The organism is Nonlabens sp. YIK11 (assembly GCF_001413925.1).
Taxonomy (GTDB): Bacteria; Bacteroidota; Bacteroidia; order Flavobacteriales; family Flavobacteriaceae; genus Nonlabens.
This window is the reverse complement of the sequence record NZ_LBMJ01000001.1, coordinates 2,752,967-2,766,682: the sequence shown is the minus strand read 5'-3', so window position 1 is coordinate 2,766,682 and position 13,716 is coordinate 2,752,967. Positions and strand designations below refer to the sequence as shown.

Sequence of the window (13,716 nt, the reverse complement as noted above, 5' to 3'; positions counted from 1 at the left end):
TGTAAGTTTTTTTTTGCTTTCAGGAAGCAAATATATAATTGTTAAAATAAATAGGAAGCTAAAATGATGCTAAAAGAAGTATTTAACTATTATTTGTCTTCTGGTTTGTCAATTTCCGATTTAAACGCTCAAATTTTATTGAAATCCAAATTGTTAAACAGCTTTTTAGAGATATTCTTATCGAAGAAATAAGGAGTACTTAAAGATTTGTGTTTTAAACAAACTTTAAAACCTTTGGAATAAAATTGTTACGGTTGGTTTTAGTTACCGTTCCTTATTAGCGTTCACGATTTTAAAACAAGTTTTAAATGGCAACACTGTAATAGCAACTTCATATTTGGATAGCGTTCAGATGATGTAGATCAAGCTTAAAAACGTATCATCCATAATATATGTCGATAATGCCTTAATTTTGAACTTTTAAATCTATACAGTGTCATCTAATGGAACATCATAAAGTTGGTTTTTATTGATGATTTTAAATATTTAAATTTAGTATGAAAATTAAAAACATCTGCTGCATTGGAGCTGGCTACGTAGGAGGACCTACCATGTCGGTTATCGCAGCAAAATGTCCAGATATTAAAGTCAACGTCGTTGATTTAAACAAGCAGCGTATTGCAGCGTGGAATGAGACCGATTTAGACAAGTTACCTATTTATGAGCCCGGACTCTCAGCGATCGTTGCCCAAGCTAGAGGTCGCAATCTATTTTTCAGCACTGATGTTGATCAAGCGATTTTAGATGCCGATATGATTTTTATTTCGGTTAACACGCCCACTAAGACCTATGGTATAGGGAAAGGAATGGCGGCTGACTTAAAATATATCGAGCTTTGCGCTAGACAGATAGCAGCCGTAGCCAAGACGGACAAGATTATAGTGGAAAAATCCACATTACCTGTTCGAACGGCAGAGGCTCTAAAATCTATCCTTTCCAGTACTGGAAATGGAGTAAACTTTCAAGTCTTATCCAACCCAGAATTTCTTGCAGAAGGTACCGCCGTACAAGATCTATTGCAGCCTGATAGAGTTTTAATAGGTGGTGAGCGAACTGAGGAAGGTGAGGTTGCTATGCAAGCCTTGCACGATGTATATAATAATTGGATTCCAAGCGAGCGTATCCTATTGACTAATGTATGGTCCTCAGAGCTTTCTAAACTTACCGCAAACGCTTTTCTGGCGCAACGCGTATCAAGTATCAATAGTCTGAGCGCTCTATGTGAGGCTACGGAAGCTGATGTGGATGAAGTCGCACGTGCCATAGGGCAAGATTCTAGAATAGGTCCTAAGTTTCTAAAGTCAAGTGTAGGCTTTGGAGGCTCCTGTTTTCAAAAGGATATTTTGAATCTGGTTTATTTATGTCAAACTTATGGCTTGCAAGAAGTAGCTGACTATTGGCATCAGGTCATTAAAATGAATGACTATCAAAAACGACGCTTTGCCCAAAAGATCATCAGCACTTTATATAACACCGTCAATGGTAAGAAGATTGTGCTTTTAGGTTGGGCTTTTAAAAAGGACACTAACGACACTCGGGAGTCAGCTGCCATATACGTAGCCGATTATCTTTTGAGTGAGATGGCAGAACTGGTCGTTTATGATCCTAAAGTAACCGCAGAACAGATCTATGCAGATCTCGATTACCTAAATACAAGAAATGAATCTGAAAACAGAAACTTAGTTACCGTGGCTAACAACTATGATCAATTGTTTGATGATGCACATGCCGTGGCAGTCATGACCGAATGGGATGAATTTAAGGAGATTGATTGGCAGCATGTATTTGACCAAATGCTCAAACCCGCATTTATATTTGATGGGAGAGCTATTCTGGATATGCCAGCTCTGGAGGACATTGGATTTAAAAGTTTTGCCATAGGTAAAGGGTGATCGTTTTCTTGTCTGTCGAGAGGCAAGCGAGAAATCAAATCAAACAACACAATAGCATCGCTGACTAAATTCCAAAAGTGGATTAGCTGGATTCGAAGATTAATTTAAATTATGAAAGTAGCTTTAATTACAGGAGTCACAGGCCAAGATGGAGCCTATTTGAGTGAGTTTTTGCTTAAAAAAGGATATACCGTTCATGGGTTAAAAAGGAGATCCTCTTTATTGAATACCGATCGAATTGATCATTTATACGAAGATCCTCATGTAGAGCACCAGCGCTTTATACTCCATTATGGGGATATGACTGACAGTACCAATCTGACCCGATTGATTCAAAGTATCATGCCAGACGAGATCTATAATCTAGCAGCCATGAGTCATGTCCAGGTCTCTTTTGAAATGCCGGAATATACCGGTAATGCTGATGGGCTAGGGACCTTACGAATCCTGGAGGCCGTAAGGTTGCTGGGATTGGAAAAGAAAACTAGGATTTATCAAGCCTCCACTTCAGAGCTATATGGGAAGGTCCAAGAAGTACCTCAATCTGAAACCACACCTTTTTATCCTAGATCACCTTATGCGGTCGCCAAAATGTATGCCTATTGGATTACGGTCAATTATAGAGAAGCCTATGGCATTTATGCCTGCAATGGTATTCTGTTTAACCACGAGTCGCCTATACGAGGTGAGACCTTTGTGACCCGCAAGATTACCCGTGCCGCCGCCCGAATTGCTTTGGGTCTTCAAGATAAATTCTACATAGGTAACCTGGACGCCCAACGCGATTGGGGACATGCTAAGGATTATGTACGCATGATGTGGATGATTTTGCAAGCCGATGAGCCAGAAGATTGGGTGATCGCTACTGGAACTACTACAACAGTTCGGGATTTTATACGTATGGCATTTAAGGAAGTAGGAATGGAGTTGGAGTTTAAGGGTACTGGCGTTGATGAAAAGGCCTATATCTTATCATGTTCAAATCCTGATTATCAGCTAGAGAAAGGTCATGAGATTCTGTCGGTAGATCCAAAATACTTCAGGCCTACAGAAGTGGAGTTATTGATAGGAGATGCAACTAAAGCCAAAGAAAAATTAGGCTGGGAATGCGAGTATCAATTGCCTGAATTGGTTAAGGACATGATGAAAGGTGATTTGAAACTAATGCAAAAGGATCAATTCCTCAAGGATAATGGATATGACACGTTGAACTATTTTGAGTAATTCGCTATACTTCGACTCCGCTCAGTACGACGTCGCGCCTGCCTGTCGGCAGACAGGAAAGCGGAATGCCTTCAAAAGTTGAAACATGAAAAAAGATTCAAAAATTTATGTTGCTGGTCATCGTGGCTTGGTTGGAAGTGCGATTATGAATCATTTAGAAAAACTTGGTTTCTCCAACTTGATCACGAGAACTTCTGCAGAATTGGATTTGAGAGAATCTACAGCGGTTGCCGCTTTTTTTGAGCAACAACAGCCCGAATATGTTTTTCTGGCTGCTGCCAAAGTCGGCGGAATTGTGGCTAACAATACCTATCGTGCCGACTTTATTCACGATAATTTGATGATACAGAACAACGTTATTCATCAAAGTTACGTGCATGGTGTTAAGAAGCTATTGTTTTTGGGAAGCACCTGTATCTATCCCAAAGAGTGTCTGCAGCCCATGAAGGAAGAATATCTATTGACTGGACCGCTGGAGTACACCAATGAGCCTTATGCCATTGCTAAAATTGCTGGTATTAAAATGTGTGAGAGTTATAACCTACAGTACGGCACTAATTTTATCTCGGTGATGCCTACTAATCTATATGGCCCTAATGATAATTTTGATTTAGAGAAATCCCATGTGCTGCCTGCCTTATTGAGAAAGATTCATTTAGGTAAGGCGCTTGAACAAGGAGATTGGAAGACTATCCAGCGAGATTTGGATCGACTGCCTATAGAAGGTGTGACTGGTCAATCCCCTCAAGAAGATCAACTCAAGATGCTGCATAAATATGGGGTGTTGCTGTCCGACCATGGAGTTCAAGTAGAGATCTGGGGTACAGGTGCGCCCATGAGAGAATTTTTATGGAGCCAGGATATGGCTGATGCTTGTGTGTTTGTGATGGAAAAGGTGGATTTCAAAAATTTGGCAGAAGAAAATGTAGATGTGCGGAACACCCATTTGAACATAGGTACTGGTCAAGACATAAGCATAAAAGATTTGGCGCTTCTTATTAAGAAGCAGGTGGGTTTTCAAGGTGAGTTCTTTTTCAGAGGAGACAAGCCTGACGGCACTTTAAAGAAATTGACTGATGTATCTAAACTTAAAGACTTGGGTTGGACGTACAACGTAAATCTAGAGAACGGCGTCAAAAGGATGTATGAGTGGTATAAAAAATGAAGTAACTTATCTATTGTTTTAAACTTATCCGATTACGTTCTTGAAGCCTCTTTAGAACATTAATCTTTTGGAACTTCAGAATATTCATACCTTTGCCGCTTGGTTTGTGAAATTTCAAAAAGCTTACATTGAAAATATTAATAACAGGCGTCGCTGGATTTATAGGTAGCAATCTTGCCGAGTACTTTTTAGAAAAAGGCGATGAGGTCGTTGGTCTGGATAATTTTGCGACTGGGCATTTTCACAATATTGGGCCTTTACAAAAAATGGATGGTTTCTCTTTTATAGAGGGAGATATTAGAGATTTGAATACCTGTAAGCAAGCAGTGAAAGGTTGCGATTATGTGTTGCATCAAGCCGCGTTAGGAAGTGTTCCGAGATCCATTAAGGATCCGATCACCTCAAATGAGGTAAATGTTGGTGGTTTCCTGAATATGTTGGTTGCTTGCAAGGATGCCGGAGTTAAGAAAATGGTCTATGCTGCAAGTAGCTCTACTTATGGAGATTCTGCTGCATTACCTAAGGTTGAGGACGTCATAGGAAAGCCTTTATCTCCTTACGCGATCACCAAATATGTGAATGAATTGTATGCCGATGTTTTTTATAAAACCTATGGCTTAAATACGGTAGGTCTACGATACTTTAATGTATTCGGTCGCAAGCAAGACCCTAATGGAGCCTATGCTGCCGTTATCCCTTTGTTTACCAAGAATCTAATGAACAAGCAATCGCCTAATATCAATGGCGATGGTACTTATTCGCGAGACTTTACCTATATCGATAACGTGATTCAGGCGAACGAGAAGGCGATGCTCTCCACACATCCTAATGCTGTCAATACAGTTTTTAATGTAGCCTATGGAGATCGTACTGACCTTAATTTATTGGTGGATTTATTACGAGACAGCTTGTCAAAATTTGATCCAGAAATCGCAAAGGTCACCACTACATACGGGCCCAACAGAGCTGGTGACATCCCACATTCCCTTGCATCCATTGAAAAAGCCCGAACCATTTTAGGTTACGATCCACAATTTACTATACAGCACGGAATCGATGAGGCTGTAAAATGGTATTGGAATAATCTTTAAAATTACGCTTCCGCGAAAGCGGACTAACAATATAATAAATGCAAAGAAAAATCGCCATAATAGGATTGGGCTACGTTGGATTACCTCTAGCTCGTTTATTTGCCACTAAATTTCCAGTAGTAGGTTTTGATATCAACAAAGCTCGAGTCGCTGAATTAAACTCAGGCCATGACAGTACTCTGGAAGTGGAAGATGACATCCTGCAAAAAGCGTTGAAGACTTCTAATGATGATCATAATGGGTTGTTTTGTACGGCAGACCTAGAACAAATTTCAGAATGCAACTATTATGTGGTCACCGTTCCCACTCCAGTAGATAAAAACAACAGACCCATGCTTACACCTTTATACAAATCCAGTGAAAGCGTTGGGTCTGTACTGAAAAAGGGAGATATCGTTGTTTATGAATCTACGGTTTATCCTGGAGTTACAGAGGAAGAGTGTGTCCCAGTTTTGGAGCGAGTAAGTGGTTTGACCTTCAATAAAGATTTCTTTGTGGGGTACTCACCAGAGCGCATCAATCCGGGTGACAAGGAACATACTGTAGATAAAATTTTAAAGGTCACTTCAGGTTCTACACCTGAAATAGGGATTAAAGTAGACGCTTTATATAAAGAAGTCATTACTGCAGGAACACACCTAGCTCCTACGATCAAAGTAGCCGAAGCAGCCAAGGTGATCGAAAATTCACAGCGTGATATCAACATCGCTTTTGTCAATGAGCTGGCTAAGATCTTCAATAAACTTGACATCAATACACATGATGTTTTGGAAGCTGCCGGGACTAAATGGAATTTTCTTCCTTTTAAACCTGGATTGGTAGGTGGGCACTGTATAGGTGTAGACCCGTATTATTTAGCACAAAAAGCTCAAGAAGTTGGATACCATCCAGAAATTATCTTGGCCGGCAGGCGCATGAACGACAGTATGGGAGGTTATGTGGCAAGTGAGGTTGTCAAGTTGATGCTTTCTAAAAACATAGCGGTCAAGGGGTCTAAGGCCTTAGTATTGGGTATTACCTTCAAAGAGGACTGCCCGGATGTTAGGAATACAAAGGTGATTGATGTCATTTCTAACCTCAAAGAATTCGGTATTGATGTGACGATTTTTGACCCTTTAGCTAACCCTGATGAGGTCGAGCAGGAATATGGAGAGCGGAACATTAAGAAGCTGGGATCTCAAACATATGATGCCATTGTATTGGCAGTCTCACATAAAGAATTTATGACTTTGAACCTAAAAAATTATTGCAAGGAAACTGCCGTAATTTATGATGTGAAAGGAGTTTTGGGGGATCGAGCCGATAAGAAATTATAATATGAAAAAAATCTTAATTACTGGTGGTGCTGGATTTATTGGTTCTCATGTGGTAAGGCGGTTTGTTACCCAATATCCAGAAACCACTATTGTGAATCTAGATGCACTTACATATGCAGGAAACCTCAATAACCTTACCGATATTGAGGATGCAGCCAATTATACTTTTGTCAAGGGGGATATTACGGATTCTACCTTTGTCAATCAGCTTTTCAAAGAACATCATTTTGATGGAGTAGTGCATTTAGCGGCTGAATCTCATGTAGATCGATCCATTACAGATCCAGTCAGCTTTGTGATGACAAATGTGATAGGAACGGTTAATTTGCTCAATTCTTTTAAGGAATTGTGGAAAGCAGATTTTACCAACAAGCGTTTTTACCATGTAAGTACTGATGAAGTGTATGGAACGTTAGGAGAAACGGGATTGTTCAAGGAAACTACCTCTTATGATCCCAATTCACCCTATTCCGCCTCAAAAGCAAGTTCTGATCACTTTGTTCGTGCCTATGGAGAGACTTATGGATTACCTTATGTTATTTCTAATTGTTCAAACAATTATGGGCCCCATCACTTTCCAGAAAAGTTAATCCCTTTATTTATCAATAACATTATTCATAATAAGCCTTTACCAGTTTATGGCGATGGGAATTATACACGTGATTGGTTGTATGTGATAGATCATGCCATAGCTATTGATCTCGCGTTTCACAAAGCAGAGAATGCGGCAACGTACAATATAGGCGGTTTTAATGAGTGGAAGAATATAGATCTGGTTAAATTACTCTGTAAGATGATGGATGAAAAACTAGGAAGAGATGCTGGTACTTCTGAAAAATTGATCACCTACGTGACTGATCGTCCAGGTCATGATTTAAGATATGCTATAGATGCAAGTAAGATTAATCAAGAATTAGGTTGGAAGCCGACCGTGACTTTTGAACAAGGATTGGAAAAAACCATAGACTGGTATCTTAATAACGATGAATGGTTGGAGCAAGTGACTAGTGGAGCTTATCAGGATTATTATAAAAAACAATATGAATAAGAAGTTCGCTTTCGCGAAAGCGGATAATCTTCTTATCTGATTTTCAAGAGATGAATCTAAAAGAAACTGAGATTGAGGGTTGCTATATTATTGAGCCAAACATCATAAAAGATGAGCGTGGTTTTTTTATGGAAAGCTTCAATCAACAGAAATTTACAGCACTTACTGGTGTAGATACTTCATTTGTTCAAGACAATATGTCGCAATCTTCTTATGGAGTCATTCGCGGTCTACATGCACAATTTGGAGAACATGCTCAGGCAAAATTAGTAGGTGTATTAGAAGGAAGCGTGCTTGACGTCGTGGTAGATATTCGTAAAAATTCAGCGTCCTATGGAAATCATCTTACATATAAGTTAGACAGTGTCACGAGACATCAATTATACATTCCTAGAGGACTTTTACATGGGTTTGCTGTCTTAAGTAAAAGAGCAACTTTTTTCTACAAATGCGATAATTATTATAACAAGGAATCTGAATTTGGTGTGAGGTATGATGATCCTGATTTAGACATTGAATGGGTCGTCCCTGTTAATTCTAGAACCCTATCTAGTAAGGATTTAATTTTACCTAGCTTTAAAGCAATAGATAATAGAATAAAACAAGCATAATGAAAGGAATTATTTTGGCAGGCGGGTCTGGTACAAGACTTCACCCTTTGACTATCGCAGTTAGCAAACAACTGTTGCCTATTTATGATAAACCTATGATTTATTATCCCTTGTCAGTCTTAATGCTGGCAGGAATAAAAGAGATCCTTATAATTTCTACGCCGCACGATTTACCTAATTTTCAGCGGTTGTTAGGCAATGGGTCTAAGTTAGGACTAAAGCTTTCTTTTAAAGAGCAACCTAGTCCAGATGGCTTGGCGCAAGCCTTCATTTTGGGAGAAGAGTTTATTGGAGATCAGGATGTATGTCTAATATTAGGCGATAATATTTTTTATGGAGCAGGGCTACAGAAGCTATTATTCTCTGCAGTGGAGACCGTAAGAGAAAAGAATAAAGCTGTAATTTTTGGAAATTATGTTCATGACCCAGAACGATATGGGGTTGCAGAGTTTGATAAAAACAATAATGTAATTAGCTTAGAGGAAAAACCTTCAAAACCCAAATCAAACTTTGCGGTGGTAGGTCTCTATTTTTACCCCAACTCTGTCGTTGAAATAGCTAAGAAGGTCAAACCGTCTGACCGTGGTGAGCTAGAAATTACTAGCGTTAATCAAGTTTATCTGGATCAAGAATCTTTAAAACTTGAGATATTGAGTAGAGGTTTTGCATGGTTGGACACGGGAACTCATGAGGCACTGGCTGAGGCTACAGAATTTGTAAAGGCTGTTGAAAAAAGAACCGGCCTAAAGATTGCTTGCCTTGAAGAAATTGCACTTACACTGGGATGGCTCAATAAGTCCGATTTATTTACTCACATTAAAGATACCAAAGGTGATTATTACAATTATGTAAGACAAATGCTCACACTTCATCCATAACCCAATTTGAATAATATTTTAAAAAGAGCGATATGATTCCTGTAACAAAACCATTCATGCCAGAAAAAAGTGACTTTGAGGCTTACCTTGATGGAATTTGGAAAAGAGAATGGTTAACTAATAACGGTCCATTAGTAAATGAACTTGAATTAAAATTGAAAGATTTTTTAGGACTGAAACATATGCTCTATGTGACAAACGGAACGATAGCGTTGCAGCTTGCCATAAAGGCTTTAGACCTCGATGGTGAGATTATTACAACACCCTTTTCTTATGTCGCTACAACCTCCTCAATAGTTTGGGAGAATTGCACACCAATCTTTGCGGACATAGATCCCAACTCCCTAAACATAAACCCTGTCGAAATAGAAAAGTGTATTACCGATAAGACAACAGCCATTCTTGCTACTCATGTCTATGGCAATCCTTGCGAAATTGAGAAGATTGATGCTATAGCCAAAAAATATAATCTGAAAGTTATATATGATGCCGCGCATTGTTTTGGAACTACGTACAATGGGAAGTCTGTATTTGAATACGGCGACATAAGCACGACAAGTTTTCATGCTACGAAGTTGTTCCATACGATTGAAGGCGGTGCGGTATTTACAACCGATCCTGAACTTTTGAAAAAACTTTCCTACATGAGAAATTTTGGGCACAATGGGCCAGAAAGCTTTGTGGGATTGGGAATTAACGGTAAAAACTCAGAGTTTCATGCGGCCATGGGATTGGTAAATATAAAGTGGATTGATTCTATCCTGGAAAACAGGAAGACCCAAAGCGAATATTATTCAAAGAAATTGATAAATAGCCGTATTCATTTTCCTAAAATTTCAAAGCAGTCAGGCTTCAACTATGCATATTATCCAATCGTTCTGGAGAGCGAAGAGATGTGCATGAAAATCTTTAAAAGTCTTACCAAGCACGAAATATTTCCAAGACGTTATTTTTATCCCAGTCTCTCAACAGCTTTATCATACGTAGAGAGTAAGCATCTCGAGATTTCAGACGATATTTCTAAAAGGGTATTATGTTTACCGTTATACTATGATCTGTCGTTTGTTGAAATTGATATGATAACTAGATTGATTTTGAGAGAATTAAACAATTAGGTATTGTCATGGAATTATTGGTTACAATTTTATAAAGAACATCTCATGCAAAGGAAAAACGTTTTGTTTATTTCAGACAACAAGAATATCTGCAGAAACATTTTACACTTTATTCAGGATCATGATGGCAATAGTGAATTACAAGTCCATTTTGGGACAAGTCCATTTTCTTCGAAATCCGAATTTACTGATTTTTTAGGTGTTGACATATTTATATATGATTTACGACATAGCAGAGATGTTCAAAAGATATTACAAACTTATGACTTAGTCATCTCCGTTCATTGCAAACAATTGTTTCCACCTGAATTGGTAAAGGGAATCCGATGTATAAATATTCATCCCGGTTATAACCCTATCAACAGAGGTTGGTATCCACAAGTATTTGCCATTATAAACGATACCGAAGTAGGGGCAACAATTCATGAAATCGATGATAAGATTGACCATGGAGGAATAATAGCGAGAAAACTGGTAGAGAAGCGAGCTGATGATACATCGTTATCTCTATATGATCGAATTGTTGAAGCTGAAATGGATTTATTCAAAAATAATTTCTCTGCAATTATAGACGGCAGTTATTCAACCATATCTCCTGAGAATGAGGGTAGGCTTTACCTCAAAAAGGATTTTAATAATTTATTAAAAATTGATTTAGAAGCTAAAGTTACTTTCGGCGAGGCTATCGATCGCTTAAGGGCTCTGAGTCATGGAAGTTATTCAAATGCCTATTTCTTGGATCCAGTATCTGGTGAAAAAATCTATTTAAGTATTTCACTTAAACGTGAGACAGTACAGGATCGGAGATAATGAAAAGATTCAAATTATTGCACGTAATAGATGATCCTAAGTTCATTGGAATGTGCAAAACTACATTCGAAATTGATATTTGCGAGAATCTATTTACAACTTCTCGCGATTGGAATCCTAAGGACATTTCAGTAGATTTTATTTTTATTCATTATTTGAGTGCTATTAGCATTAAAAAAATCTTAGGTCATCACTTTGAAAAACCTTTAATTTGGTTTTTTTGGGGTGGAGACGCTTTTAATCTTGGTAAGTTTTATAATGAATTTCTAACAAACAACGCGATCAAATTGCGACGTAACTTAGCTTGGAAACGTAGTATTTCCGAGGGTTTCAATGTCACAGTTAAAACTGAATTACCATTTGTGATAGATAAGTTTCTTTATGGAAAAGAAACTTTAAAAGCAATACAATCATTTGATAAGATCGTACCAATCATGCCGGGTGATAGTAGTTTGTTGTTATCATACTACGATTTAACTGTAAATAGTTTTCATCTAAATTATGTCAACCCTACGCTAGACAGACCACCTAGCTTTACCCATGGGGTAAACATTTTGTTAGGTAATTCAGCTTCTTACACAAATAATCACATGGAGATCATTGACTTTCTAGCGGCCATGGATCTAAGCAATAGACAAGTTATCATACCGCTTAATTACGGAGATATGGACTATGCACTCGCAGTACAATCCTATGCTGAAAACAAACTGGGTGACATTGCATATCCATTAATGGATTTTCTGCCTTTCAATGAATATCAAGATCTACTTGCTAGTTGCAGTGTAGTCATTATGAATCACAAAAGACAACAGGCATTGGGAAATATTATTCAGGCACTCTACAGTGGTTCGAAAATAGTTTTGAGGTCAGAATCAACCGTGTTTAAATATCTATTAGAAAATGGTTTTGTGATTGAAGATATGGATCAGTTGAACTTGAAAAGTTTAGATCATGAGGATCAAATACATAATTCAAATTTATGTCAATCTGTTTTTGGTAAGAAACGACAGCATGATAGGGTAAGAGAATTATTGAAAGAATTGCTTAGATGACTTTGCGAACTAAAGTTATTTCTGGTGCAAAATGGACAACTATCAGTACAGCAATATTGGCACTTTGCGCTATTTTAAAAATATCAATTTTAACTAGGTATTTAGATACAGAGGACTTTGGATTGATGGCTTTAGTCACTTTTGTGATGGGGTTTATGAATCTCTTCAATGATTTTGGTTTGACCGTTGCCATTTTACATGTAACTAAAATCTCAAAAAAGGTATACTCTAGTCTTTATTGGTTTAACATGTTTGTAGGAGTAGTCATATTCGTTTTTCTTTGGCTTATAACTCCTCTTATATCAATATTTTATGAATTACCAATTTTAAATACGTTGATCCCACTTATAGGGGTCAATTTAATCATATCTGGAATTGGTAAGTTGTTTAATATTCAGGAGAGGAAAAATTTGAACTTTAAAAGCATAAGTGTCATTGATGTCGTAGGTGCTCTTATTTCCCTTGCTATTGCCATTTACCTCGCTATAAATGGGTATGGTGTATATGCTTTGGTCTATTCGCTCATTGGCCAATTCTTAGTAACAAATATTGCGTTATTTGTAATTGGAATCAAAAAGTATGGATTAACCTTTCATTTCAAGTATTTAGAGGTCATGCCGTTTGTGCGAATTGGATTGTATCAAGTAGGTTCCCAATTTGTCAACTATTTTAATAGAGACATTGATATTCTTATTATCGGTAAATTCTTTTCTGCTGATGTTTTAGGAGGCTATAGCTTAGCTCGTGAATTAGTAAAAAGACCAGTTTCATTTATTAGTCCAATTTTAAATATGGTCGGTGCTCCTACCTTATCAAAATTCAATGCCGATGCGCAAAAGTTAAAACAGTATTATCTTAAAATGACTAACATGCTGGCTTCCCTAATAATACCTATGTATGTTTGCATTATCCTATTCGCTTATCCAATAGTGTACATATTGTATGGTCCTGATCTAACCAATATTGTGATTATTGTGCAAATCTTGTCGATTAATATGATCATGAGAACGATAGGAAGTAACATAGGCAATCTAGTAATTGCTTCTGGTCGTACCGATATTGAATTACGCTGGAATTTAGCTGTACTTATAGTTACTCCAATATTTATCATTTTCGGATCATTATTCAACGTTCAAATGGTCGCTATCATGGTATCATTAAGTTCTATAGTTTTATTTGTTCCTGGATATTATCTTCTTACCAATAAAATAATAAGTCTGACTTTTAGGGAATACTTCAACGCTTATTTTAAACTTAACTTTAAACAATTTTTACGATCCTAAAAGGGACTTTTATTTGAGAATAATTAAAAAAAATCGTTTTAGGTCATAATCAAAAATGATAGTCCTGTTTCTAATTTTATAGACTTAATCTTATCTAAGGCTAACCATTTTAATAAATAAATTAAACTGGTTCACCTGCTATATTTGTTACTAAAGATCTTATTAGTAGAATTCCATGAATGAAAAGAAAATACTTATTATAACCAGTATACTTCGTCTTCCTATTATCGA

12 protein-coding genes are annotated in these 13,716 nt (G+C 37.4%); all 12 read left to right on the top strand.

What is annotated here, in order from left to right; all coding sequences use genetic code 11:
- Positions 1-497: 497 nt before the first annotated feature.
- The 12 genes from AAU57_RS12595 (at position 498) to AAU57_RS12540 (ending at position 13,485) form a co-directional block, all read left to right on the top strand.
- Positions 498-1,892, top strand: a complete 1,395-nt coding sequence (locus tag AAU57_RS12595) for a UDP-glucose 6-dehydrogenase (RefSeq protein ID WP_055413246.1) — start codon at positions 498-500, stop codon at positions 1,890-1,892.
- 111 nt (positions 1,893-2,003) lie between these two features.
- Entirely contained in the window at positions 2,004-3,116 is a 1,113-nt protein-coding gene (gene gmd / locus AAU57_RS12590) for a GDP-mannose 4,6-dehydratase (protein ID WP_055413245.1), read from the top strand.
- A gap of 85 nt (positions 3,117-3,201) precedes the next feature.
- Positions 3,202-4,281 carry a GDP-L-fucose synthase family protein gene (locus AAU57_RS12585; RefSeq protein WP_055413244.1) on the top strand — a complete coding sequence of 360 codons (1,080 nt, stop codon included), beginning with the start codon at positions 3,202-3,204 and terminating at the stop codon, positions 4,279-4,281.
- 128 nt (positions 4,282-4,409) lie between these two features.
- Complete coding sequence (locus AAU57_RS12580) at positions 4,410-5,372, top strand: SDR family oxidoreductase (protein WP_055413243.1); 963 nt, start codon at positions 4,410-4,412, stop codon at positions 5,370-5,372.
- Positions 5,373-5,410: 38 nt separating this feature from the next.
- The gene (locus tag AAU57_RS12575) at positions 5,411-6,688 is read left to right on the top strand and encodes a nucleotide sugar dehydrogenase (RefSeq protein WP_055413242.1); all 1,278 of its coding nucleotides are present in this window, start codon (positions 5,411-5,413) and stop codon (positions 6,686-6,688) included.
- A 1-nt stretch (position 6,689) separates the two neighbouring features.
- Entirely contained in the window at positions 6,690-7,736 is a 1,047-nt protein-coding gene (rfbB, locus tag AAU57_RS12570; protein ID WP_055413241.1) for a dTDP-glucose 4,6-dehydratase, read from the top strand.
- Positions 7,737-7,786: 50 nt separating this feature from the next.
- Positions 7,787-8,347, top strand: a complete 561-nt coding sequence (gene rfbC, locus AAU57_RS12565; RefSeq protein ID WP_055413240.1) for a dTDP-4-dehydrorhamnose 3,5-epimerase — start codon at positions 7,787-7,789, stop codon at positions 8,345-8,347.
- Positions 8,347-9,225, top strand: a complete 879-nt coding sequence (gene rfbA / locus AAU57_RS12560) for a glucose-1-phosphate thymidylyltransferase RfbA (protein ID WP_055413239.1) — start codon at positions 8,347-8,349, stop codon at positions 9,223-9,225. The genes rfbC and rfbA overlap by 1 nt, the downstream gene beginning before the upstream one ends.
- 32 nt (positions 9,226-9,257) lie before the next feature.
- Entirely contained in the window at positions 9,258-10,340 is a 1,083-nt protein-coding gene (locus tag AAU57_RS12555; protein ID WP_055413238.1) for a DegT/DnrJ/EryC1/StrS family aminotransferase, read from the top strand.
- A gap of 45 nt (positions 10,341-10,385) precedes the next feature.
- Positions 10,386-11,150 (top strand): dTDP-4-amino-4,6-dideoxyglucose formyltransferase, encoded by a 765-nt coding sequence (locus AAU57_RS12550; protein WP_156340157.1) that lies wholly within the window; start codon positions 10,386-10,388, stop codon positions 11,148-11,150.
- A complete protein-coding gene (locus tag AAU57_RS12545; protein WP_055413236.1) occupies positions 11,150-12,202 on the top strand; it encodes a TDP-N-acetylfucosamine:lipid II N-acetylfucosaminyltransferase in 1,053 nt (350 codons plus the stop codon). The genes AAU57_RS12550 and AAU57_RS12545 overlap by 1 nt, the downstream gene beginning before the upstream one ends.
- The gene (locus tag AAU57_RS12540; protein ID WP_055413235.1) at positions 12,199-13,485 is read left to right on the top strand and encodes an MOP flippase family protein; all 1,287 of its coding nucleotides are present in this window, start codon (positions 12,199-12,201) and stop codon (positions 13,483-13,485) included. Before AAU57_RS12545 ends, AAU57_RS12540 begins: the two co-directional genes overlap by 4 nt.
- Positions 13,486-13,716 lie beyond the last annotated feature (231 nt).